Annotated in this window: 18 protein-coding genes and 2 pseudogenes; 11 read left to right on the top strand and 9 right to left on the bottom strand. The window is 44.6% G+C overall.

Annotation, left to right across the window (positions count from 1 at the left end; translation table 11 throughout):
- Positions 1-12 precede the first annotated feature (12 nt).
- The 3 genes from AB4623_RS08660 to AB4623_RS08650 all read left to right on the top strand — a co-directional run bounded on the left by AB4623_RS08660 (position 13) and on the right by AB4623_RS08650 (position 2,750).
- Positions 13-999 (top strand): serine/threonine protein kinase, encoded by a 987-nt coding sequence (locus AB4623_RS08660; RefSeq protein ID WP_017058781.1) that lies wholly within the window; start codon positions 13-15, stop codon positions 997-999.
- Between the two features lie 55 nt (positions 1,000-1,054).
- Positions 1,055-1,654, top strand: a complete 600-nt coding sequence (locus tag AB4623_RS08655; protein ID WP_017063015.1) for a thiol:disulfide interchange protein DsbA/DsbL — start codon at positions 1,055-1,057, stop codon at positions 1,652-1,654.
- 139 nt (positions 1,655-1,793) lie between these two features.
- On the top strand, positions 1,794-2,750 hold the full coding sequence (locus AB4623_RS08650) for a DUF2860 domain-containing protein (RefSeq protein WP_017066751.1): 957 nt from the start codon (positions 1,794-1,796) through the stop codon (positions 2,748-2,750).
- A gap of 62 nt (positions 2,751-2,812) precedes the next feature.
- Here AB4623_RS08650 and AB4623_RS08645 read toward each other — a convergent pair.
- Positions 2,813-3,427, bottom strand: a pseudogene (locus AB4623_RS08645) (ATP-binding protein); the annotation flags it as partial.
- 324 nt (positions 3,428-3,751) lie between these two features.
- Between AB4623_RS08645 and AB4623_RS08640 the strand changes: the two are divergent.
- Both AB4623_RS08640 and AB4623_RS08635 read left to right on the top strand, forming a co-directional pair.
- On the top strand, positions 3,752-4,603 hold the full coding sequence (locus tag AB4623_RS08640) for a hypothetical protein (RefSeq protein ID WP_372146176.1): 852 nt from the start codon (positions 3,752-3,754) through the stop codon (positions 4,601-4,603).
- A 255-nt stretch (positions 4,604-4,858) separates the two neighbouring features.
- Positions 4,859-5,365 (top strand): hypothetical protein, encoded by a 507-nt coding sequence (locus AB4623_RS08635; RefSeq protein ID WP_372146174.1) that lies wholly within the window; start codon positions 4,859-4,861, stop codon positions 5,363-5,365.
- 158 nt (positions 5,366-5,523) lie between these two features.
- Here the strand turns inward: AB4623_RS08635 and xerC are convergent, their stop codons facing one another.
- The 5 genes and pseudogenes from xerC to AB4623_RS08610 all read right to left on the bottom strand — a co-directional run.
- Positions 5,524-6,885, bottom strand: a complete 1,362-nt coding sequence (gene xerC, locus AB4623_RS08630) for a tyrosine recombinase XerC (protein ID WP_372146172.1) — start codon at positions 6,883-6,885, stop codon at positions 5,524-5,526.
- Positions 6,885-7,415 (bottom strand): hypothetical protein, encoded by a 531-nt coding sequence (locus AB4623_RS08625; RefSeq protein WP_372146170.1) that lies wholly within the window; start codon positions 7,413-7,415, stop codon positions 6,885-6,887. The genes xerC and AB4623_RS08625 overlap by 1 nt, the downstream gene beginning before the upstream one ends.
- An 11-nt stretch (positions 7,416-7,426) precedes the next feature.
- Positions 7,427-9,835 carry an integrase gene (locus AB4623_RS08620; RefSeq protein ID WP_372146169.1) on the bottom strand — a complete coding sequence of 803 codons (2,409 nt, stop codon included), beginning with the start codon at positions 9,833-9,835 and terminating at the stop codon, positions 7,427-7,429.
- On the bottom strand, positions 9,829-12,171 hold the full coding sequence (locus AB4623_RS08615) for a hypothetical protein (RefSeq protein ID WP_372146167.1): 2,343 nt from the start codon (positions 12,169-12,171) through the stop codon (positions 9,829-9,831). The genes AB4623_RS08620 and AB4623_RS08615 overlap by 7 nt, the downstream gene beginning before the upstream one ends.
- Before the next feature lie 147 nt (positions 12,172-12,318).
- A pseudogene (locus AB4623_RS08610) lies at positions 12,319-13,233 on the bottom strand (YifB family Mg chelatase-like AAA ATPase); the annotation flags it as partial.
- 472 nt (positions 13,234-13,705) lie between these two features.
- On the opposite strand from AB4623_RS08610, the gene ilvG reads away from it, so the two are divergent.
- From ilvG to ilvA, 5 genes are read left to right on the top strand one after another with little or no spacing between them, the layout of a single operon-like run.
- A complete protein-coding gene (ilvG, locus tag AB4623_RS08605; protein ID WP_102321080.1) occupies positions 13,706-15,352 on the top strand; it encodes an acetolactate synthase 2 catalytic subunit in 1,647 nt (548 codons plus the stop codon).
- Position 15,353: 1 nt separating this feature from the next.
- The gene (gene ilvM / locus AB4623_RS08600; protein ID WP_017055442.1) at positions 15,354-15,638 is read left to right on the top strand and encodes an acetolactate synthase 2 small subunit; all 285 of its coding nucleotides are present in this window, start codon (positions 15,354-15,356) and stop codon (positions 15,636-15,638) included.
- Between the two features lie 12 nt (positions 15,639-15,650).
- Entirely contained in the window at positions 15,651-16,619 is a 969-nt protein-coding gene (locus tag AB4623_RS08595) for a branched-chain amino acid transaminase (protein ID WP_065584154.1), read from the top strand.
- Positions 16,620-16,652: 33 nt separating this feature from the next.
- Positions 16,653-18,494, top strand: a complete 1,842-nt coding sequence (gene ilvD, locus AB4623_RS08590) for a dihydroxy-acid dehydratase (protein WP_017058786.1) — start codon at positions 16,653-16,655, stop codon at positions 18,492-18,494.
- A gap of 3 nt (positions 18,495-18,497) precedes the next feature.
- Positions 18,498-20,042 carry a threonine ammonia-lyase, biosynthetic gene (ilvA, locus tag AB4623_RS08585; protein ID WP_372146165.1) on the top strand — a complete coding sequence of 515 codons (1,545 nt, stop codon included), beginning with the start codon at positions 18,498-18,500 and terminating at the stop codon, positions 20,040-20,042.
- 100 nt (positions 20,043-20,142) lie between these two features.
- On the opposite strand, the gene punR is transcribed toward ilvA, so the two are convergent.
- Positions 20,143-21,057 (bottom strand): DNA-binding transcriptional activator PunR, encoded by a 915-nt coding sequence (gene punR / locus AB4623_RS08580; protein WP_017067697.1) that lies wholly within the window; start codon positions 21,055-21,057, stop codon positions 20,143-20,145.
- A 163-nt stretch (positions 21,058-21,220) separates the two neighbouring features.
- Here punR and punC point away from each other — a divergent pair, with 163 nt between their 5' ends.
- On the top strand, positions 21,221-22,432 hold the full coding sequence (punC, locus tag AB4623_RS08575; protein WP_017063021.1) for a purine nucleoside transporter PunC: 1,212 nt from the start codon (positions 21,221-21,223) through the stop codon (positions 22,430-22,432).
- Between the two features lie 71 nt (positions 22,433-22,503).
- On the opposite strand, the gene AB4623_RS08570 is transcribed toward punC, so the two are convergent.
- Together AB4623_RS08570 and glmU are read right to left on the bottom strand one after the other, a co-directional pair.
- The gene (locus tag AB4623_RS08570; protein WP_372146181.1) at positions 22,504-24,123 is read right to left on the bottom strand and encodes a diguanylate cyclase; all 1,620 of its coding nucleotides are present in this window, start codon (positions 24,121-24,123) and stop codon (positions 22,504-22,506) included.
- A 220-nt stretch (positions 24,124-24,343) separates the two neighbouring features.
- The gene (gene glmU / locus AB4623_RS08565; protein WP_372146164.1) at positions 24,344-25,702 is read right to left on the bottom strand and encodes a bifunctional UDP-N-acetylglucosamine diphosphorylase/glucosamine-1-phosphate N-acetyltransferase GlmU; all 1,359 of its coding nucleotides are present in this window, start codon (positions 25,700-25,702) and stop codon (positions 24,344-24,346) included.
- Positions 25,703-25,844: the final 142 nt, after the last annotated feature.

Raw genomic sequence — 25,844 nt, 5'->3', positions numbered from 1 at the left:
CTTTTTTATTCTATGACGATGCAAGCCTTTAACTTTGATAACCTGACTCCTGACTTCATGTGGTACGCACTGGAGAGCATCGGAGTTCGCGCTGAATCCGGGCTTCTCGCTCTCAACAGTTACGAAAACCGTGTCTATCAGTTCACCGATGAAGACCGTAAGCGCTACGTCGTTAAGTTTTACCGTCCACAACGCTGGAACAAGGCACAGATCCAAGAAGAGCATGACTTCGCACTCGAGCTTATCGAACAAGAGATGCCGGTTGCGCCTCCAATGCGAATCAACGGTGCAACCTTACATGAATACCAAGGCTACCTATTTGCACTATTTGAAAGTGTTGGCGGCAGACAGTATGAAGTTGACAATCTAGATCAATTGGAAGGCGTAGGACGCTTTCTTGGTCGTATTCATAAAGCCAGCGCGGGAAGAACATTCCAGCATCGCCCGACCATCAGCTTAGATGAATACCTTTATCAGCCACGTAAGATTCTAGAGAACTCTCAGTTTATCCCGACGCACCTAGAAAATGCCTTCTTCAATGACGTTGACCTTCTGATCAAAGAGCTAGAGAGCCAGTGGCCGAGCAACATTGAGAATATCCGCCTGCACGGTGACTGCCACCCTGGCAATATTTTGTGGCGCGATGGGCCAATGTTCGTCGATCTTGATGACGCACGTAACGGGCCTGCGATACAAGATCTGTGGATGCTGCTCAATGGCGAGCGCCAAGATAAGCTGATGCAACTGGATATTTTGCTAGAGAGTTACCAAGAGTTTTGCGATTTTAATACCGCACAACTGAAACTAATCGAACCACTACGCGGTCTACGTATGGTGCATTACATGGCATGGTTGGCGAAACGATGGCACGATCCTGCGTTTCCTCTGGCCTTCCCGTGGTTTAATGATCCGAAATATTGGGAGCAACAAGTACTTGCTTGTAAAGAGCAAATTGCTACCCTGCAAGAGCCACCACTTTCGTTAATGCCTCAGTGGTAACAGCAATCGCAACATACAACTAGATAAAAATTCAAACATAATGGAGATTGGATAAATGAAAAAGCTATTCGCATTTTTCTCATTGATCATGTTGAGCCTTACCGCTCACGCTGCGAAATTTAACGAAGGTGAACACTACAAAGTTCTCGACCTAGAAGCATCAAAAAAACCAATGGTGACAGAGTTCTTCTCTTTTTACTGCCCACACTGTAATAGCTTTGAGCCAATCATCCAGCAGCTAAAACAACAGCTACCTAAAGACGCTAAGCTACAGAAGAACCATGTTTCATTCATGGGTGGCAACATGGGTCTGCCAATGAGCAAAGCTTACGCGACAATGATTGCACTGAAAGTTGAAGATAAAATGGTGCCAGTGATGTTTAACCGCATCCACACAATGAACAAGCCACCACGTGATGAAGAAGAACTGCGTCAAATCTTCCTAGACGAAGGCGTTGATGCGAAGAAATTCGATGCTGCGTATAACGGCTTTGCTGTAGATTCTATGGTTCGTCGCTTCGACAAAGCATTCAAAGACAGCGGCCTTTCAGGTGTACCCGCTGTTGTGGTTAACAACCGCTACCTAGTAGAAGCTCAGGGTATCAACTCTCTTGATGAGTACTTCGAGCTCGTGAACTTCTTATTAAAGAAGTAAGCCATTGATGAAAGGAAGCTTCGGCTTCCTTTTTTTTGCTAGTTCAAAAATCATTATTGATAAATAATTAACCTGGAAGTTTAAAGCTTTACTGCTATTAATAACCCGTCCTAAGAACCGGTGGGCAAGGAGCCCTTGAATGAAAATAAAAATAACTCTCTTGGCATTGAGCGTTGCGGCTTCTCCCGCTTTTGCCAAGCTTGCAGACCAACAAGGTTTCAGTGGTGAAATCTCTCTCAATACCGGGGTTACCTCTTCCACCTCGAACTTTAATACCGATGCTGATAGCAATCTTTCATCCACAGATCAGAAGGCTTCTTCGGAAAGCTCTTTTCTGGTTGCTCCTTTAGGTAGTGTTGCTTATACCTTTGGTGAAAAGCTAAACCATCAGGTATACACAGGTACCGCGCGAGATGATGTAGCAACAGGTACTGTAGTTCTCGAAGTCGGTTACAAATACCAACTTGAGTCAGGCATGGTGATCGACGCTTCACTGCTGCCAACCATTATGTCTGGTGAAACTTGGGCTGATCCATACAACACCACATCAGCTCGCACCAAGACCGATGAAACTGGCAATGCGTTTCGTTTGAAGCTAAGCAACATTGCGGGCTCAGCTTTCTCGCTAGACATGGCCTATGCGACCAAAGATGTCGACAAGGATGATATTCAAGATCAAGAGCTCAAACGAGATGCCAATACTCTCTACTTGAAAGGTCAATATCGCCTGCCACTTAGTCGTACCATGATGCTTATTCCATCCGTCATCTATCAAACACGTGATGCTGATGGTAAAGCTGAATCTTACGACCAATTCGGTGGTGAGGTAAGCTTGTTTGGTGGCATGGGGCGTCACAAGTACGCACTAACAGCGGGTTACAACCAACGCTCTTACGATGCGAGCAACCCGATCTACGACAAGAAACGCAGCGACGACAATATCAACCTATTCGCCGCCTATGAGTATGATCAATTCATGGATTGGGAAAACTGGTCGTTTATTTCACTGGCAGGCTACGGCACCAGCGACTCGAACATTACCTTCTACGACGAGTCTCAATATATAGTTTCAGTTGGCTTGAACTACAAGTTCTAACCTTAGCGAGTATGAACTGCAATCCAACGAAAGCCTGCATCTAAGCAGGCTTTTTCTGCTTGCTAGACAGCTTGAGCCGTGAGTTGTTTCAGCAAGCGATCCATCGCGCGATAGCCTAGCGCTTCTGATAGATGTTTCTTTTCGATCTGCTCGTTACCGTCAAGGTCGGCAATGGTTCGTGCCACCTTAATAATTCGATGATAAGCACGAATCGATAAACCCAAGCGATGTAGTGCTGTCTCAAGAAACTCTGCATCTTCGCGTCGCAGTGGGCAATACTTCTCAATTTCTCGGCTACCTAACAGTGCATTCGATTTATGGTTGCGAGATAGCATTAACTCTCGCGCCTGCCTAACCCTTTGCTTAACTACTTGAGTGGTTTCACCGCGATCACCGCCTTCGGCCAACATTCCTTTTGGCAACAGAGGTATCTCCAATGACATATCGAACCTATCCAGCAAGGGCCCAGATAAGCGATTGAGGTAACGCAGGATGATCTGTGGGTTGGCGCGCGCCTGGTTACCTTCGTAATAACCCGTTGGACTTGGGTTAAGTGCACCGACCAATTGAAAACGCGCAGGAAAACGAGTCTTGCCCGCAGCACGGGAGATAATGATCTCGCCCGACTCTAGTGGCTCTCGTAATGAATCAAGCACCTTGCGCTCAAACTCCGGCAAATTCCTAATAACGAATTTGAGTAATAAAGATTGTCAATTAGAAGCTTGAAATGTTGTTAGAGTCAGTGGAGAGCATCACTTCAGAAGCTAGCGGAGCGATAGATCATTCATTTTTGTATTTGGTTGAGCAAGTACCTATGTAACCCATTCAACCTTACTTCCTGATCTAGCACCCTTTTGAATGGATATTCACATAGTAATCAATTACAACGATCAGGCGTGTGCCAAAGAGAAGAAATAAATGATACTCACAATCCGCATAGAAAAATCTACCTCTAAATTACTGGGCATATTATAGTACCTAGAATTATTCTAGGAGGAAGTATGGACCAAACTGAAAGAATGACTCTGAAATATAATGGGGATGCTCTGTCGGAGCACGCTATTGACATTGAAATATTAGCCGATTCTTTGGCTGGCTTGGCAAGCCTGTTAAAAGAAATCAACATCAAGATCAATGGTACTTCAGATAACTTAGACATAAAAGTTGAGGCTCTTCAGCCAGGTTCTTTCGAATTTGTCATAGATGTAATCCAAAACCCAACCCAGTATATTGATGTCTTGTCGATCGTCGGTATTGGTGGTACTGCTTTAGCAGCTGGAAAAGACTCCCTAATGTCTGCCATGTCTAAGCTTGAAGGCAGAGTTATTGAAAAGTTATCTTTCACTAAAGATGGAAAGTGCAAGGTAACAATCAACGAGCAAGAGGCTTTCGAAGTAGACCCATATTTGATGCCTCTACTATCATCTAGTTCAGTCAGGAACTCCTTATCAAAACTTATAAGCGCACCTCTAAAAAAAGACGGTATTGATAACTTCCAAGTTCTTAATGAACAACGACAAGAAATTACAAGTGTTACTAAAGAGCATGGCAAATCATTTGCATATCGTAGAGTTCCTGTCAAAAATAATACTGTAGACAAGCCTACACTAGAGGAAGTTCCTATCACATTCAGCACGATCCACAGAGATAAAACAAGTGGATGGAGAATTGATTTGGATGGGGAAAGTGAAGTTGTTTCAATAAAAGATGAAGAGTTTGTCACAAGAGTTAAGGCTGGATTAGAACCAAACCTTTTCAGTGCAGCCTATACTGCTACTCTTAGTGTGAAAGAAGATTTATTTACACTAGACAAAACATACATTATTGATAAAGTACACGGCACTTTAGATTAACCATTAACCAATAAGAGAGGGAATGAATGGGTACTATAGTATTCTGGCTGCTATTTTTTGGCATACTCCCTCTTTTGTATTGGGGTTTTAGGTTGATTTTCGATTCAATTGCCAACGTGTTCATGCCTAAACAAAAGATAACCATAGAAGTCGAACGACAAGACGGAAGTTATAACTCCTGCTTACTAGATGTAAGCAACGATGACGAGTTCTATGACTTTGCTATGGCTGTTATCCGATCACGTAAGGGTGACAATGGAACACACTGATTCTCAACAAAAAGTTCCCGCACTTTCTAGCTTGTCGGGGATCTTGATCGGTGGTGGTTTGTGCCAAGTAATTTCCGCTTGGGATGGAACTGTTTCATTTTGGGATGGTGACCTTTCAAGTTTCAAGCCATTACTTTTTTCTGGTGCAACTTCAATTGCAATGCTTGTTGCTTATCTGTGTAAGATAGTCGGGTATAAGTACACTCTTGGAAAGTCATATCGCAACCTATCAAAGATCAACAAAAAGCGCGTTAAGAAAACCCTGAAAGCAATGAAAGACCCTAACGTATCGAAAGAAAAAAAAGCAGACCTTAAACAACAATATGACCTTCTTATTCAAGACGAAATCGATATCGATTCTGTTGATTACGACCTAGAAAAAGAGCTGTATACCAACAAACGAAAAGGCCTCAATGACCACGTAATCGAAGGTGCCAGTGCCAACAAAGAAGTTGTAAGTGCTATGGATGCAATCAACAAAGGTGGTACTTAAAGCCTATCAATGAGTCTGATGACCGTTAGAATAAACCTAATTCTCTGGAAACTATCACTATAGTTATTAGGGCGTGTTATTTAGCGTCTCTGTTTTAGCTAGATAGAATTTATCTTAAGAATTTTGTCCAAACATGAGACAGAGTAAAAACTCGATTGTTATGAAGATACAATGCTTTTATCTATATCAGATTGAAAAGCACCCAATAGTTTCTTCATCTCACCAAGTGCTACGGTAGGCGTTAACTCCTTCCTTGCTATCTGTTCTTCTAACAACTCAATCTGACGCTTTGCCAAGTCAACACTCGACTTTAGAGATACTGCATTATAAAACTCTGTGTAGCCGTGAATATCTGCAAATGAAAGATCAATATAAGTATCTAAAGAGCTAAGATTTGTATGGCCTGTCCACTGCTGAAGTTGCATTTTAAACGTTTGTGTGTGAAGTAAATGCTTTCGGAAATCGTCCTTATCATTCACATTTTTAGTGGCAAGAATAAGCTCTTTAAGCTTATCTGTTATGAATGCATGTCTCCATAAATGCGGGTGCAACTCTCCCTCGATACCAAGCTCTTTTTTCCATGAGTTCATGTACGTTGTCCATGAATCGGCGGATAAGCGTAGACCTGTTTTTAAGCTGATAAATAGGTAATCATGCTGGACATTTTTCTTCCTCACGACTTTCTTGCGAACTTTGATGTAATCCGCAATCACTGATAATAGAAGGTGTGGCACAGGTATCTTTCGAGTGGTGTTATCGTCTTTGCGTTTTAAAGTGGTAAGAGTGAGCATACCTGTGCGTCTAGCTTCCTCGTAATCGGTCATTTTAATTAAATGAAGCTCCGATACACGAGCGCCTAATTGCTCCATTGCAGTATATAACGCCATGTCCCTTCTGCGTTTGTCTTTGTTTTTCTGAGTCTTTATAAATTCCCACACATGCAAGGCATCATCTTCTGAAACAGGGTGACGTTTCTTGATCTCATCTTTTGTGGGTACAGCAGGGTGCGTAATTTTAGTGCCTTCAATGAACCATTTATAGCCTTCCTGTTTGCGCTTGTAATATTTTTCAAGTATCTGAATTGAGTTACCTTTATCCTTGCCAATAAAAGCACTCAAATCATGAAAGTCTTGGATAAACTGCAAAAAATCCAGACAGGTATGTGCAATCTTTATAACTGAGTTATTCTTGCGTTTTAGTTCGCCAAGCGGCGTTCTCTCTGCCTGTAGTGACTGAATGAAAAGGGTGAATGTTGCGTCTGTAAGCTGGTTAAATCGGCTCAATAGCGGCTGTTTTTCAATAAAATGAACCAAGTGGATGATATCGTGGGCATACCCTCGAATAGTGTCACTTTTTAAGTTTCTCACCATCAAACTATGGATGTAGGCATTGGCTTCATAGCAAGGAGTATGATTACTGTAGGTTACGAAAGGAATATTCAGTGGCTTGCGAAAGACAAGCTTGCCATCAAACCCAAGATGACTCCATTGTTCAAAGTCTTTAAGCCTGCGAACCGCCATTAAACTTCTCCATTCAACGTGTAATTTAGCTCTGCTTCAATCTTCTTATTATGAACTCGATAAAGTTCCTGTCGCTCTTCCACCGCTCCCTCATGTACAGCTAGTTGTTTTAGCTTGGAGCGCAACTCTGAAACAATAACGGTCAATAAAAAATTGCTGCGCTGCGCTGCATCCAGCTCTGATTCAAGCTCAGCAACTTTGTGCTTTAAACCCACTACGGTTTGCTTGTTGCCTTTAGAAGCTTTCTCATCGAGATGTGCAGCCTCTATCGCCAGTTTTGCATCAATGCGCAGCTCATCTAACGACAAGAAGCCTCTTTCCAAAAGTGCTTCTGAGATGCTTTTAACCGTGTTTAATGAGCATGATGTGATATTACGCTCTTGATTCTGATATTTAGCGATACCAGATTGAGACTTGAGCGCCTTTAGTAGTTCTTCATCATTTTTAAACTCAGCAGGGGTTGTGATGATTTTCCTTAACAGCTTTTCTGTTTCAAGTATCTTCGTTTGGTTTTTCTCTAAAACTTTCATTGTCCCAATCCTCAATCAAGGTCTTTGATTTTTAAAATTAGATTAAAGGTTTGAGTTGTATTTCCATCATCTTCGATGGTAAAGAACTCTGGCTCAAGCGTGATTCGGCCTTCTTCTAATAGCTGAATAACCTCTGTTTCAATGTCCTGCTCTTTTTGAAGTTGGCTTATGTGAGGGACGGTTAGATAAGACTCATCATCGTAATCTTCTGCGGCTTCACTCACAGACTCTATCGTGATGGGTGTTGAGTTATCACCTGTCAGGCGTTCTGCAATGATTTTACGAACTTCTTCGATTCCTCCTAGCTTCGCAAGCTCAGAAATGGAATCGACCACACCACGGACAATTACACTGGCTTTAGCTCCGTTTAGTGCCGCCCCAGTTTGTGACTCAGAGATGTAATGATAAAGGTGCTCCATATCTGAATGTCCGAGCATCCAACGCAGGGAATCCATACCATCGAACCCTTTAGACCAGAAGAATGCCATCGCAAAGAAGCGTCTTAATTGGTGCTGACGAACATAATTACGGCGGTATTCACCGTTGTCATACTGTACCAAGTCCGTTTCGACGTAATCACATAAGGCATCAAAGTGTGCGTTATACGTCATGTGACCAACCTGACTTAACTGAGTACGCTTTGAATCAAGGTTGTTAAACAGAGATAGATTTCCTTTGCATAGGTTCAGCTCACTCGCTTGGATGTTAAATTGCTCCAGTTGCCAAATGAACTTTGCGATAGATAAGGGAATTGGTCTTTCTATTGTTGCGTTTACCCCTTTTGAGCCAGTTTTTTTTACCTTAAATATCAGGTTGTACTCTGTTTTTGCACCTTCTTCAGAAAAGGGGCATACATTAGATGATAGGTTGCCATGTGGCTTCAACTTGATTAATTCATCTTGTCTTCGAGCCATGATTGCACCCACCAAGACTTGTATTGCTCCTTGCAATACAGAGAACAAATCAAACAAGCTCTCATTAGCTCGAATCCTTTCGTGTAGATTTTCTGTGCTTTCAGCAAAGCCTTGAACCTGTTTTATTCCTTTTTTCAGATATTCACTACTCAGGCCATTGATGGCTTCCGTTTGAAACCAGTGCCCTCGCTCAGAGCTAGACATATCTCGATGCAATACTTCATCCCAAATTGGGCTATGTTGGTGTGGACGGAGTTTGTTGGAATTTTTTGCAGAAGATTTACTTCTTGCTGTAGACAACAAGGTTAACGTTTCGTCTAGTAAAGTAGTAGAACCTTCCTCTGTAAGTAGATGCTCTTTGGCAAACTCATAGCACTGACGAATTAAATTAAACACAAATATAGGCGGCAAGGTGCGAGTACGTCCTGCTTTTTTAAAGCTAACTAACTGACTAATGTGACCTGCACTGACACGCTCGGACAAGATTGAAGGACTTGCCGCATCTTCACGATCAAGGTTGGTAAGAAGCAATCGAGTAGCTTCAATCAAAGCCGATATTGTCTTTTGAATCGTGCCTTTTGAGGTGTCTTTATTGTCAACCGCACGATACTCTGAGTTTCGTTTTGGCTCTTTGAGATGAAGCTCTGGGTAACTGAGGATATTACTATCGTGATAAAGCATCTTGCCACCAAACAACAGTTTACCGAGTACAGCGCTGTTGCCAGTGTATGTGATTAATTTTCCACATTTATAATAGTCTTGCTCAAAAAGCCAAGCACACGCCTTTTCCCTCTCTGCGAGAGATAAGGCTATTTCATCTTGAGCAATGTCTCGTGAAATGTAGGGATACTTCTTTTTAAGCGTTTGCATATCTGCATCTGAAACACCCTTAGAAGCATTATCCAGTAATTCTTGGGTACGCTTATCAATCTCGTACACGCCTCGGAAATTTCCGTGCTCGGCGTATTTCACCAGGATGTTCAACCAAAACTCATCATTCACATTCAGAAGGTGATATTTTGCTAGCTTCAATTCTTTCGAGTGCAGCAAGGCAGCATTGATGAGAGCGATAACTCTGTTAACTTTTATATAAGTCGTTTTTGGACTAATAATCTTCCCACCGTTTTCAAGTGGATTATCTGCTGCCGTAATCCAGTATTTGAAACTATTTAACAGTTTTTGGTGCTTTATATCAGTGAGCTTCTTTCCATCATCCAAGTAAACCGTGTCCCAATGTATCGTTTTTGGGGTTTTGCCAAATGTTAGTACCCATTTGTTTGCAGAAAAACTAGACTCTAACCATTCGGGCTGTCTGTCATCGTAACCGTAGATGCCTGTATGGATATTTGCGATGATATCTAATGCTCGATAATCATCATTTGCTACTGAGAAATTGATAATATCTTCAAGAGTCTCGGCACTTAGACCATTCAAAAGCGAATGGTCTAGCACGATGCTTTCAATGAGGTTAGCAATAGAGGAATTGTTGATAGCAACACTTAACATAGCAACGTTCCTTTAATTGAATCAGCGTTCAGTTTGTTATTAGTCGCAATATCAAGCATTTCCATTAAATCATCATCAGTATCATGCTTGCCTGAACTCAGGGTATCTAAAACAAACACTGCTGATTGATACCAATGAGCCACAATATCTAAAAAAGATTCCCCATCATCAATACTTTCAACAACAAGGCGTATCGCCATTAATAACTGCAAAAGAGATGTCGAGATAGTGTATGTCAACTGGTCAAATTCTAATGATTCAGAAACTTCATTATCAGTAGTCACCTGCTGAACAAAACCATGATCGAAATGCTCTGGAATGTTGCTTATGCCGTGGTTATTCAAGAACTCTTCGATGTCTTGAGCGCTCATATTCACAGCATCAAGTCGGTACACTGAATCTTTCATGGCTTCAAGTAAAATAGCGTTCTGAAACTGACGTATCCAACGTGCATTAAAGAAGTCCATGAGTGGTTTAGGAAGGTAAGATGTCAGTAGTTTTGCATCTTTCTTTTCATGACCAAGCGCCTCGGCAACTGCATCCATTGAACGTGTTTCCAAGTAAATTTGAAAACCTCTGTGTCGTCTAATTGAACGTAATGAATGAATGTCAGAAATAGTTTTGGCATATTTCAAAGTGATATCGCTGCTCTTATCAAAGAGTGACTTATCTTGAAGCCAATCACAAAAATCACTTGCATTGTGAAGAGTGGTATTGAGATTGCTTGGGCGCAATACACTGGCAGAGGTTGCGGTCAAAATCATCTTTCTCCAATTCACATCCCCTTTCTGTTTCAGGTATTCACGACTCATGCGAGTGTGCTGTATCAAAAACTCAACTATAGATTTAGAAAAATCATTGAGCACTACTTCTTGCTGCGCATTGGTAGCTCCTTTACGTGATTTGTAACTGACCGCAATGTGCTGATGACCAACTTGCTTGTAGCCCACCATATTGCCATTTACATCAAATAAGTCCCACTTTGCTAACCAAGAAGGTGTTATCAGAGGGTGCTCTATCACAAGAAGCGTCAAAAGAACATTCAGTGTTGATTTGGTTGGTAAATTTAACTCTGTGTTGAGTTGACTAGCGTCACCGTAAAACCCCAAGAATGATAGATAACCTACGTCTTTTGCAGCTATGCCGTGTGCATAAAAGGTTGCTACTGTATTGGCTAGCTTATCTGTACCGACAAGGTTGTAAAATTGATGATTATGACTATTACTACTGAGTGGCTTGACGGCGCCTTTGCTCTGAAAAACTTTATTTCTCTCCTCTCGCTCTAAGAGCTCCTCAAATTTCAAAAGACACACATGCTTGATATGCGCTAAGTCTCCTTCTACACGTTGCTGAATAATAGAAACAGCATCTTCATCCTTAATCTTGAGTGGGATGTTAGCAAACCATCTCAGGCTTTCTGACTGCGTTGCATTGCCACCAATCGAAAAGGTGGGCGCTGCATCTTTTGGGTCTTTCCAGTCTGGAACGATGAATGGCTTGTGAGGCTCAGAGAAAACACCCGTGTTGATAAAGCACTCGGTATAATAGCAAATGGCACTTCGCCACCTAGTATGAAAATTCTTTGGGCAGTTCTGGGCTGCTTGGGAGCGCACAAATAGCACTTTAAACACCTTGTGGAAAAATAGCTGCACATGATTACGACTTAGAAGAGCTTCTATTGTTAGTCCGTCTCTTTCGTTATAAACAGTGGAGAAACCCACAAAAAGTCTCTTGAGTTCTTTTGATGCCTGACCCAGAGATGATGATTTTTGTGTATAAGCATGGTTTTTTAGAGCAAGATAAACTTTGTTTGTAAACGCCTCACCAAAGTTCACATAAAGCGTATCAAGATAAACCTCCATTTTTTTACCTTCTTTAGATACCACCGGCCAACCATTTAAGTAATCAGCTTTGGCTTTATCTACCTTAAGCTTTCGAAACTGAGCTAAACAGCGAGAAGCGTCCTCTGAAATTTGGTTTGCCGAGAGCTGTACTACATCAAGGGTTAAATGCTTATCTTGCGCAATGTAGCGGAAAAGGTTTTTGAGGTTACGACCAAGCGCATACCTTCGATTGATAGTGATATCATCATTGTTATAAACAAAACCAATGAGCGACTGGAAGTGTGAATTAAGTGAAACTGCGTTATTCAATATTTCCAATGCACTGTAGTTACCTTGTCCAACCAAGTAGCAGTAAGCCGCATAAAGATTCAATGCTGACTGTATTGAATCTTTAGGAACTGAGGATTCAGCAGCAAGTGCTAGGTAATTAGAGTATTCCGCTGACAGTGCTGTTTTTAATAAAGAAAGTTCATTTAGTGTTTTTACATTCACAATCAGCTCCCATGGATTGACAACTAATAATCACTTTAGTTGCCATGGTGATTATCGTCAACATAAAACAAGGTTAAAAAAAGGCAAATTTTCTCTAACAATCAATGTGTTATAGCTATTTTGATAACTTATGATTATTGGGTTTACAGGAATCTCATCTAAGAACAATAAGCCGTTATGCGCTAAAGAGATCTCTCCGGGGCGAGGCACCGAACCACCACCCACTAATGCCGCCATTGAACTGGAATGGTGAGGAGAGCGAAAAGGTCGTTGCTTCCAGTTGTATTGATTGATTTCTTGTTGCGTTAACGAGGCCACCGACGCGGTTTCCATCGCTTCGTCATCACTCATTTCAGGTAATAGGTCACGCAGTCGAGAAGCGAGCATAGTTTTTCCGGTTCCGGGTGGGCCAAGAAACAATAAGTTATGATTCCCAGCAGCGGCTATCTCTAGAGCTCGCTTTCCTTGTTGTTGGCCGATAATATCTTGTAGGTCGCGAAGCACTGAAACATCAGCCTGATGATGTTCCGTTCTATATAGCCCAAGCTGAGCCTGTCCACACATGTCAGCACAAACCTCCAACAAGGTTTGTGCAGATTTATGCGCTCCCTTGCCCACCAGCGCAGCCTGATCACCGTTATGATGTGGGACAACTAAGCATCGCTCTACACTGTCGGCGGCTAACGTCGCAGGCAAAACGCCCTTTACCGAGCGAAGTTCTCCTGACAATGCCAACTCACCGATAAATTCATGTTGAGCTATTTTTGATGTCGGAAGCTGATCTGACGCCACCAAAATCCCAAGCGCGATGGGCAGGTCAAAACGGCCACCTTCTTTGGGCAAATCGGCTGGGGCGAGATTGACCGTGATTCTTTTCGATGGAAACTCAAAGCGAGAATTGATGATCGCGCTTCTCACTCGGTCTTTAGATTCCTTGACCGTTGTTTCAGGTAGACCCACCAGCGTGAAGCCAGGCATTCCGTTGCTTATATGCACCTCAACGGTCACTTCTGGCGCCTCTACACCCACACTAGCTCGGCTATGAATTATCGCGAGTCCCATAACTTTCCTTTGTCTTTGATTTAAAAGTATTCGCTCTGGATATTCGTTGCTCACCAAAGCGATAAGGTTGTTATATAGCTTGGTGGAATGGTATTTTAATGTGAAAAAAGAATGACATTTCCCTTGTCATGCGGCAGATTTGTGTGATAACACTAGAGATGTAGACATTTACTGAAGACAATAAACGAGAAAACTCGAATATTATGATTTTTAACGCTCGCATTTACGCACTGATTAACCTGATTATCGTAGTCATTATTAAGACTGCGCGGGGGCGAGTGGGAAGAAAGTAACCACGAATTAGAAAAAACCCCCGCACTGACAAGTCCGGGGGTTTTTTCTAATTTAAACATTCGATTTTTATATTTTTGAGCATTTTCGGCTTTGCCGATTTACAGGAAGAATGGGAGCACAAGATGTGCAGAGACAAAGGAAACAGTTACCAAAATAAAGGTAATACGGGAGAATTCCGATGAAAGGCGCAGAACTAGTCGTATCCGCACTCAAGCAACAAGGAATTGAGACCGTATTTGGTTACCCCGGTGGTGCCATCATGCCAATCTACGATGCACTCTATGACGGCGGGGTTGAACATATCCTATGTCGCCATGAGCAAGGCGCCGCTATGGCCGCGATCGGCATGGCTAGAGCAACACAAGATGTCGCTGTTTGTATGGCAACCTCGGGACCAGGTGCAACCAACCTAGTCACTGGCCTTGCTGATGCCTTTATGGATTCAATCCCATTGGTTGCTATCACAGGTCAGGTTGCAAGTTCCCACATTGGTACCGATGCATTCCAAGAAATGGATGTGATTGGTATGTCTCTGTCATGTACTAAACACAGCTACCTAGTAACTGATATTGAAGAGCTAGCTCCAACCCTCGCTGAAGCGTTTGTGGTAGCAAAGTCTGGCCGCCCTGGCCCGGTTATCGTCGATATCGCTAAAGACGTTCAACTAGCAGAAGCACCTGTTAACGCTCTTCCTGAATTTACTCCACCCGCAATTCCTGTTGCGACAACTGATGCCATTGAACAGGCACAGTACTTTTTGTCTCAAGCGACCCGTCCTGTTTTATACGTAGGTGGTGGTGTTCAACTTGCTAAAGCAACCGATGCGGTTCGTGAGTTTTTACGCCTAAACCCAATGCCAGCAGTAAGCACACTGAAAGGCTTGGGCACTATCGAACGTGACGACCCACACTACCTTGGCATGCTGGGTATGCACGGCACTAAAGCCGCTAACCTTGTGGTTCAAGAGAGTGACCTGTTGATTGTTGTCGGTGCTCGTTTTGATGACCGAGTAACTGGCAAACTCGATACCTTTGCGCCGCATGCTAAGGTTATCCATATCGATATCGATGCCGCTGAGTTCAGCAAACTGCGTCTTGCCAATGCGCCAATTCGCGGTGACATCAACAAGATCATGCCTCAACTAGAGCTAAGCCAAGACATCTCCTCTTGGGTTCATCACTCTGAAGGTCTTCGTAGCTCATTCAAATGGCGTTACGACCACCCTGGTGATCTGATTTTTGCTCCACTGCTGTTGAAGCAACTGTCAGACATGATGCCAGCAAGCTCTATCGTATCGACTGATGTGGGCCAACACCAAATGTGGGCAGCTCAGCACATTCAGCCTCGCGATCCACAGAACTTCATTACCTCTGCCGGTTTAGGCACCATGGGCTTTGGCTTGCCAGCTGCAATGGGTGCATCGGTTGGGCGTCCTGACGACCAATCTATACTTATCTCTGGTGACGGCTCGTTCATGATGAACATTCAAGAGCTTGGCACATTGAAGCGTCGTCAGATCCCAGTGAAGATGGTACTGCTTAATAACTCTCGTTTGGGCATGGTTCGCCAATGGCAATCGCTGTTCTTTGATGGCCGCCACAGTGAAACTATCTTAGATGACAACCCTGATTTCGTGATGCTAGCGAAAGCGTTCGATATCCCGGGCAAAACCATCACTCGTAAAGAAGAAGTAGAACCAGCATTGAAAGAGATGCTAGAGAGCAAAACCGCTTACCTACTTCATGTTCTTATCGATGAAGAAGAAAACGTATGGCCACTAGTACCGCCAGGTGCTTCAAACAGTGAGATGTTGGAGAACACATAACATGAAAAGATACCTATTAGACATCAAAGCCGATGATAAGCCTGTACTACTAGAGCGTGTTCTTCGTGTTATCCGCCACCGTGGCTTCATTGTTAAGCAAGTTGCGGGCACTCAAAACCACGAAAGCAAAGTGGCGAGTGTTGAGATCATCGTAGACAGTGACCGTCCGATCTCGTTCTTGGTAAACCAAATCGAAAAGCTGTGGGATGTACGTACCGTTGACGTTATCTCGATCAGCCGTAATGAACTGCCAAACAACAACTTACAACAAAAGATAAACGCATAAGGAACCGCAAACATGACAGCTAAAACAGCAGACTATATTTGGTTTAACGGTGAGATGGTTCCTTGGGCAGAGGCGAACGTTCACGTCCTGACTCACGCAATGCACTACGGTACTTCTGTGTTTGAAGGTGTTCGTTGTTACAACACACCAAAAGGGCCGGTTATCTTCCGTCACCCTGAACATGCTAAGCGCCTAAAAGACTCAGCAAAAATCTATCGCTTCCCTATTCCTTACACTGAGGAAGAAATTATGGAAGCGACTCGCGAAACGCTACGCCAAAATAAGCTAGAGTCAGCGTACATCCGCCCTCTAGGTTTCGTAGGTAACGTTGGTTTGGGTGTCTGCCCGCCAGAAAATACTGAGATGGAACTGATCATCGCTGCTTTCCCTTGGGGGTCTTACCTAGGCGAAGAAGCACTAGAAAACGGCGTTGATGCAATGATTTCTAGCTGGAACCGTGCCGCTCCAAACACGATCCCAACCGCAGCAAAAGCCGGTGGTAACTACCTATCTTCACTATTAGTTGGTGGCGAAGCTCGCCGTCATGGTTACGATGAAGGCATCGCACTGAGTGTTGATGGTTACCTTTCTGAAGGGGCTGGTGAGAACATCTTTGTGGTACGTAACGGCGTGCTATCCACACCACCAGCGACCAGTGCGATTCTGCCGGGTATCACGCGTGATTCGATCATGACACTAGCAAAAGACATGGGTTATGAGATCCGTGAAGAGAACATTGCTCGTGAAGCGCTATACCTTGCTGATGAAGTATTCATGACAGGCACAGCGGCGGAAATCGTTCCGGTTCGTAGCGTAGACAAAATTACAGTAGGTGAAGGCAAACGCGGTCCTATCACTGAAAAAGTTCAAGCGGCTTACTTTGGTCTATTCAATGGCACCACTGAAGATAAGTGGGGCTGGTTAGACTACGTTTATCCAGCAGGCCAAACTTCAGAAAACCAAACGCAAACAACTAAGTAAGCAACAGCCAAATATTTTATAAGGATTTAAGCAATGCCAATCTATCGTTCAGCAACGACTACCCACGGACGCAACATGGCTGGTGCGCGCGCTTTATGGCGTGCAACTGGCGTTAAAGATGATGACTTCGGTAAGCCAATCATCGCAGTTGTAAACTCGTTCACTCAATTCGTACCAGGCCACGTTCACCTTAAAGATATGGGTCAACTGGTTGCGGGTGAAATCGAGAAAGCGGGCGGTATCGCTAAAGAATTCAACACCATCGCAGTCGATGATGGTATCGCAATGGGCCACGGCGGCATGCTGTACTCACTGCCATCACGTGAGCTTATCGCGGATTCAGTAGAATACATGGTCAATGCACACTGTGCGGATGCGATGGTGTGTATCTCTAACTGTGACAAAATCACTCCGGGAATGATGATGGCAGCAATGCGCCTTAACATCCCAGTGATCTTTGTATCAGGCGGCCCAATGGAAGCGGGTAAAACTAAGCTTTCAGATCAAATCATCAAGCTAGACCTTGTTGACGCAATGATCCAAGGTGCCGATCCAACCATTTCTGATGAGCAAAGTGAGCAAGTAGAGCGTTCTGCGTGTCCGACATGTGGTTCATGTTCAGGTATGTTCACAGCGAACTCAATGAACTGTCTAACAGAAGCGCTTGGTCTATCTCAGCCAGGTAACGGTTCTATGCTAGCAACCCACGCAGACCGTGAAGAGCTATTCATCAATGCTGGTAAGCGCATCGTTGACCTAACCAAGCGTTACTACGAGCAAGATGACGAATCAGCACTGCCTCGTAACATCGCAAACCGCGCAGCATTTGAAAACGCGATGGCACTGGATATCGCAATGGGCGGTTCTAGTAACACCGTTCTTCACCTATTGGCAGCAGCTCAAGAAGGTGAAGTCGACTTTGATATGGGTGATATCGACGAGATGTCTCGCCGCGTTCCACACCTATGTAAGGTTGCGCCTTCAACACCTAAATACCACATGGAAGACGTTCACCGCGCTGGTGGTGTTATGGCTATCCTAGGTGAACTAGACCGCGCAGGCCTACTGAACAACCAAACTCGCACTGTACTTGGCCTAAGCATGCAAGAGCAGCTAGCTCAATACGACATCATGCAGACAGAAGACGAAGCGGTACTTAAGTTCTTCCGCGCGGGCCCAGCAGGTATTCGTACCACCAAAGCCTTCTCACAAGATTGCCGTTGGGATCGTCTTGATGACGACCGTAAAGAAGGTTGTATCCGTACTAAAGAGAATGCATTCAGCCAAGAAGGTGGCCTAGCCGTACTTTCAGGCAACATCGCCGTTGACGGTTGTATCGTTAAGACAGCAGGTGTTGATGAAGAGAACCTGAAATTCCAAGGTCCTGCTATCGTATTTGAAAGCCAAGACACAGCCGTAGACGGCATCTTAGCGGGTAAAGTAAAAGCAGGCGAAGTGGTTGTTATCCGTTACGAAGGTCCTAAAGGTGGTCCGGGCATGCAAGAAATGCTCTACCCAACTACCTACCTAAAATCTATGGGTCTAGGTAAGTCTTGTGCTCTTCTAACTGACGGACGTTTCTCTGGCGGTACATCCGGTTTGTCTATCGGTCACGCTTCTCCAGAAGCAGCAAGTGGCGGTGTGATTGGTCTAGTAAACACTGGCGATATCATCACTATCGACATCCCTAGCCGTTCAATCACACTTGATGTGCCTGAAGCCGAGCTAGAAGCGCGTCGTGTTAAGCAAGACGCACTAGGCTGGAAACCAGAAAACCGTCAGCGTGAAGTTTCATTCGCACTGAAAGCTTACGCAAGCATGGCAACCAGTGCCGACAAAGGCGCCGTGCGTGATAAGTCTAAGCTAGAGGGCTAGTCTATGAGTGATGACACGGTCAGTCCCCAAAAACAAACTGGCGCAGATTATCTGCGTCAGATCCTGAGAGCGCCAGTTTACGAAGCCGCAATCGTGACACCTCTGCAAGAGATGCCTCGCTTAAGTGCTCGCATTGGTAATCAGGTTCAGCTAAAGCGTGAAGACCGTCAGCCGGTCCACTCGTTCAAGCTACGTGGTGCCTACAACATGGTATCAAGCCTTTCAGAGCAACAGAAAGCCGCAGGTGTGATTGCAGCATCGGCAGGTAACCATGCTCAAGGTATGGCGCTGTCCGGTTCTAAGCTTGGTATTCAAACCACGATTGTGATGCCAAAAACCACACCAGACATCAAGGTTGATGCGGTACGTGGCTTTGGCGGTAACGTAGTTCTACACGGCAGCAACTTTGATGAAGCTAAAGCTGAAGCAGAACGTCTTTCTGCTGAACATGGCTTTACCTTTGTACCGCCTTTCGATCACCCACTGGTGATTGCCGGACAGGGCACGATGGGTATGGAGATGCTGCAGCAGAATGGTCATATGGATTACATCTTTGTGCCGGTTGGTGGTGGTGGCTTAGCTGCGGGTGTTGCTGTATTAGTAAAACAGCTGATGCCAGAGATTAAAGTCATTGCAGTAGAACCAGAAGATTCGTCTTGCTTAAAAGCGGCCCTCGATGCCGGTGAACCTGTGGTACTGGATCAGGTCAGTATGTTTGCTGATGGTGTTGCGGTTAAACGCATTGGTGAAGAGACATTCCGTCTTTGCCAACAGTACATTGACGGTCACATTGCAGTCTCTAGCGATGAGATATGCTCTGCGGTGAAAGACATCTTTGAAGACACTCGTGCGATTGCTGAACCTTCAGGAGCGCTTGCTCTGGCTGGTTTGAAAAAGTTTGCTGAACAGAACCAACTGCAAGACAAGCAATTAGCAACGGTATTGTCTGGTGCTAACACCAACTTCCACGGTCTGCGTTATGTCTCTGAACGTTGTGAACTAGGTGAGAAGCGAGAAGGTCTACTTGCGGTTACGATTCCAGAGCGACAAGGAGCATTCCTAGAGTTCTGTAATATTATTGGTGGTCGAGCGGTAACTGAGTTTAACTACCGCCACAACGACGAAAGCCTAGCGAATATCTTCGTTGGTGTACGCCTACAAGGTGGTCAAGAAGAACTCGAACACATCATCAATGACTTACGTGAGGGCGGCTACCCGGTTGTCGATCTCTCTGATGATGAGATGGCAAAACTGCACATTCGCTACATGATTGGCGGTAAACCATCGAAGCCACTGAAAGAACGCCTATACAGCTTTGAGTTCCCAGAGTACCCAGGTGCATTGATTAAATTCCTTGATACCTTAGGGACACACTGGAATATCAGCCTATTCAATTACCGTAACCACGGTGCCGACTACGGCCGTGTATTGTGTGGCTTTGAACTTGATGACGATGATTTGGCTCAGTTCTCAACACATCTACGAGAGCTTGGCTATCAGTGTAAAGATGAAACCGATAACCCTTCCTACAAGTTCTTCTTGTCATAAGAGTTAACGACCGAATCCAAAAAGAGCGAGTATTTACTCGCTCTTTTTATTGGTGCTGATTCAGCTCAAGCTTGAAAAGGATCTTCTTGTAAACAGATCATTAGATCGCCTTGCGATGATCCAACCAATCTTGGTGAAGTTGCTCACTCGATCCTAGGTACTTCACCATCCATTCGATCAGTTTATGGTTATCGTCTTTTCGCCATACCAAACAACAATGACTCTGCGGACTCGGTTCAGGCAGTATTTTCTCCACCAGCAGGCCTTGTTCGATAATTGGCGCGGCAATGTGCCTTGGCATATAACCCACTCCTACTCCATTTTTAAGACACTCTATGGCGCTATACCAGTTGGGTAACAACAGGCGTCTTTGACTTGAGTAGTGACCTGTGTGTCGCTTGGGGAGCACACTAGAGGTATCGTCCAAACATATCGCGGGATACTGGCTAACAAATTCTTCGTTGAGGTTTTGCTCTCGCACACACGGGTGACTTGGCGACATTACAAACGCCCAATCTAGGCGTCCCATATCTTTAACCTCAAAGTCGCCACCGACCGGTATCGCTGAGGTTGCGCCAATCACAATATCCGCTCTGCCCTGTGCAATCGCTTCCCATGAGCCGTTGAATACCTCCATGTTGATCTGAAGTTCGGCAAACTCAAAGGTTTGATAGAACTCTTCAATCATCGGCTTCATCTTGTCGAGCTTCACCACATTATCGAGCGTCAGACGCAAGGTTTTCTTCCAACCTCGAGCTGCTCGACGAGTCTGGGCACTGACCTCTTCCATTTGCCTCAGTAGTGCACGCGCCTCTTCAATGAACAGTTCACCTGCCGGAGTGAGCTCAACCTTTCTCGGTAAACGCCTGAAAAGCAGCACATCCAGTTCTTGTTCGACCTGTCTGACACCATAACTGATCGCCGAGGGCACTTTGTGCAACTGCTCAGCCGCCGCGGTAAAACTGCCCAAGCGCGCTACCGTATCGAGCATTTCTAAAGAGGATTTAGAGAACATAAGCCTTCAAATTTTTTGATTGATAACCACATATTTTAGCGTTTTATTTTATCAGGTCTGAAAAATAGAATGTCAGCATAAATAAACAGGGGCCTTCACTTCTGTATATCAAACAATTTTTTTGATGATAAAAACATCATTACCTTTAGCTTAATGGCATCTTATGAATATTTCTAAATTTCAATTGGTCTACCTTGCAGTTCTTTCAATGCTTGGCTTTATTGCGACCGATATGTACCTTCCTGCATTTAAGGCAATGGAAGTTGATTTCGCAACCGGCCCAGAGCAGATTGCCCTGTCTTTAACGGTATTCCTTGGCGGTATGGCAATGGGTCAGCTTCTTTGGGGTCTGGCGAGTGACAAGTATGGTCACCGTAATACGCTGGCGGTTGGTCTTGTTATCTTTACTGCAGCTTCATTCGGCTTAGCATTCAGCACCGAGGTATGGCATCTACTGACACTGCGCTTCATTCAAGCGATCGGCGTATGTGCTCCTGCGGTAATCTGGCAAGCAATGGTTATCAAGCGTTACTCACAAAGCAGTAGCCAACAAATTTTTGCAACCATCATGCCTTTGGTTGCGCTATCTCCTGCATTAGCACCTCAGCTAGGTGTGTTACTGGCGGATAGCTTTGGCTGGCACAGCATCTTCATCACATTAACCTTGATGGGTGCACTGCTAGTGGCGACAACAATGGCTCAACCAAAAGAAGCGCCTGAAGTAAAACAGACATCGATTAAGACAGACATCAAGATGTTGCTTAAATCAAAGCCTTACATGGGTAATGTCTTAATGTTTGCTTCAGCATCTGCAGCGTTCTTCGCTTACCTAACGGGTATGCCAGAGATCATGGCTCAACTAGGTTATGAAGCAAAAGACATCGGTTTGAGCTTTATCCCACAAACAATCGCGTTCATGGCGGGTGGTTACTTCGGTAAGCAAGCAGTGAAGAAATATGGCGATGGCGTTGTACTAAGAAACCTTATCGGTTTGTTCAGTGTAGCGGCGATGCTTATCTTTATCGCATCACAGTGGGAACTGACGTCAATCTGGCCTCTACTTGCGCCTTTCTGTTTGATTGCTGTCGCAAACGGCGCACTTTACCCAATCGTAGTAAACCGTGCTCTATCAAGCGCTAAACAAAGCCCAGCAACAGCTGCTGGTCTACAAAACAGCCTGCAAATCAGTATCAGTGGCCTATCAAGTGCATTGGTCGCGGCAATGGCTAGCCAAGCACTAAGCGCGACGGGTATTGCCGTTGTGATCTGTTTGGGTGCGTTGTGGGTTGGCTATATTGTTTCGAACAAAGAGCTTTCTGAACACTTCGCGACACCTGACAACTCTCGAGTGGTCGCTGACGAGAAACAAGACTAATTTCTGGATTAACGAAAACAAAAAAGAGCGAGATTACTCGCTCTTTTTTTATATCTAAATTTTACTTCTACTTATTTTGCAGCAACTTCACCATCGACTACTTCTAACGCTGGCGCTTTATGGCGGCTATATTCATCATAGTTAACCACTCGGCTGCGGCCCATATCTTTCGCCATGTACAAAGCATTATCGGCCATCTTAACCAGAGACTCGGTATCAGACGCTGGCTTAGGATAAGTGGCGACACCTATCGAAACACCCAACTGACCTAATGACAGACCTTTATGCTCAAGGTGCATTGAACGCACCGTATCACATAAGGTTTGACCAAACTCCGTCGCTTCTTGCATTGAATAATGTGGAAGCAGTACCGCTAACTCCTCACCACCGAGTCGGCAAGCAATCTCGTCTTCGCTAACACTCTGTTTGAGCAGTGCGCTGATCTCTTTCAATACGAAGTCACCTGCATCATGACCAAAGTTGTCATTGAAGCGTTTGAAGTGATCCAAATCGAGCATCAATAGCGATAATGGCTGCTCGCTGGTGGGCGAATTCATTGAGTGCTCTTCCAGTTTTTGTTCGAAGAAACGACGGTTGAATAAGCCAGTCAGCGGATCGCTCAATGCTTGAGAACGCAGTTTCTCTTGCAAGCTGAGGTTGGCTAAAGCGAGCCCCAAGTGTTCAGAAACACTAAAAGCCAACTGTTCGATAATCGGATCAATCTTGATATCACCTTGACCAAAATAGAGGTGCATAATGCCAATGGTATTGCCGTGCGCCGTCAGCGGAATACACAAGGTTTGATTGTTGTCCATTTCATGCATGTGACCACAAGTAAGAGAATGAAAATCGTTATTCGATAGATGAGCACGCCCTTTGCGCAGCGACCAGCACTCTTCCGGAGCAAAGCTGACACTGCCTGGCCATGTTTCTCCCCAATCAAGCTGAGTGATCAACTGGTTACGAGATGCACGCATCAAAGAAACACTGCCATTCACCTGACCAAGAATACGCGGCAAGATATCTGAAACGATCTGCTGCGCCTCAACCATGTTGCTGCACGCGGCCAGCATAGTCGCAAGGCGATGCATCAGCTCAATTTCATGGGTTCTTTGGCGAATGCGCTCATCTTGCTTCTTCTGTTCTTCCTCCACTCGATGAACAATTTGGCGATTGCTCACGTAAGAGGTGCCAATCAAGAAACTCAAACTCAGCAACACCATCCCAACCAGAATCCCCATCAATTGGAAATTCATCTGTTTCAGTTGATGCATTGGCGAAGAGATCACGATAACGAAGTCTTGTCCGTTAACGCTCTCTTTCATTGAATAATAGATTCGGTCGATAGAGGTAACAGTACTAAAACGGACATCACTGCCAGTACCTTGTTGAAGGGCTTGCTTGAATTCAGGGCGGTTACCGTGATTTTCGACTCTAGCTAGTGCATGGTCTGAAAGATCCGTATCACCAATCACGACACCATCAGGACTGATCACTTGGATTCGAAGTCGAGTGTTGGCTTGCGTTAAGTCTCCGATGTAATCATCGACATCCATATCAGCTGTTAATAACTGACTATCTTCACGAATTTCATAGATAACATCTGACATCAAAGAGACAAGGTGATCACGCTCATTCTCAACAACCAGCTTTTCCAACGTTACATAAAAGCCATAGAGACCTATTAACATTGAAAAAGACAAAATAATGATCGGCAATGTTTGCCATTTCTTTTCAACCAATATCACCGTACATCAACCCATTTATACCGAACTACTGCCCGAATATTAACAATCTATTAAAAAAATACAATTGCCAAATTGATTATTTTGTTAGCAGTGAGTGACCGATACAAAAAAGCCAGTAGCGATGCTACTGGCTTTCGTAAGAATATCTTTTGAACGTTAGAGATTATTTCTTAGTTGGACGTTTCCAATCAGCAATCTTACGCTCTTTCGCACGGCTGATAACCAGCTCATTTTCAGAAACATCGCGTGTTACGGTAGAGCCAGCTCCAACGGTAGCACCATTACCAATCGTAACAGGCGCGATTAATTGGCTGTCTGAACCAACGAATACGTCGTCGCCAATGATGGTCTTAAACTTATTCGCACCATCATAATTACAAGTAATTGCACCCGCCCCTACGTTTACACGCTGACCAATTTCAGCATCCCCAAGATAAGTCAGGTGGTTGGCTTTAGAGCCTTCGCCAAGGCGAGTGTTCTTCACTTCAACAAAGTTACCGACGTGCGAATCGTTACGCATGTCTGCACCAGGGCGTAGGCGAGTAAATGGACCAACCGTACAGTCTTCACCAACAGTCGCTCCTTCGATTACGCTGTATGGACGAATAACTGTGTTGTCATCGATCTCACAGTCTTTCAGCACGCAGCCAGTGCCGATAACCACGTTATCGCCAATGCTTACGCTGCCTTCGATGATAACGTTAGTATCAATCTCAACGTCCATACCGCACTGCAGTTCACCACGCAGATCAAAGCGGCTTGGGTCGCGTAGCATCACGCCTTGCTTCAATAGCTTATCGGCTTGCGTAGCTTGGTAAGCGCGCTCTAGGCGAGCCAGTTGCGAACGATCGTTAACGCCTTCCACTTCAATTGGGCTTACTGGGTGTACCGCTTCAACTGCACGACCTTCGTCGTGAGCCGCAGCGATAACGTCAGTCAGGTAATATTCACCCTGTGCGTTGTCGTTGCTTAGACCTGACAACCAGCGCTTCAGATCGCCACCAGTCGCCACCATAACGCCGGTATTGATCTCTTTGATAAGCTTCTGCTCATCCGTTGCATCTTTCTGTTCAACGATAGCCACAACAGGGCCATTACGACGAATAATACGTCCGTAGCCCATCGGGTTGTCTAACACGACAGTAAGTAGCGCGATGCCACCGTTTGGTTGAGCGTCTAATAGGTTTTCAATGGTTTCAGGTGAGATTAGTGGAACATCACCGTAGAGCACCAATACTTTTTCATCATCAGCGAAATGTGCAGATGCTTGATCCACAGCGTGACCTGTGCCGAGCTGTTCAGCTTGCAGTGCCCAGTTTACAGATTCTTCAGCTAAGGTGGCCTTCATCTGATCACCACCGTGGCCGTAAACCAGGTTGATGTTTTGAGCGCCTAGACCATTACATATATCGATAACATGTTTCACCATTGGCTTACCCGCAAGTGTGTGCAGAACCTTTGGTGTGTTTGAATACATGCGAGTGCCTTTGCCCGCCGCGAGAATTACCGCGCTAAACTTCATTGTAAACCTATCCAACGTTATTTTTATTAAGCCGATATTGTAACCGTTTTTGGGCAAAAAATTAAATCGCAATAACCATTTAACCGGTAGTGATACGTAAAAGAAGCATTTTTGAGAATCTAAAAATGCAAAAAGGCGACCC

The sequence above is a fragment of the Vibrio sp. 10N.222.52.C12 genome (assembly GCF_041474215.1).
In the GTDB taxonomy this organism is placed as follows: Bacteria; Pseudomonadota; Gammaproteobacteria; order Enterobacterales; family Vibrionaceae; genus Vibrio; species Vibrio crassostreae_C.
This window is presented reverse-complemented; position numbering and strand designations above follow the sequence as displayed.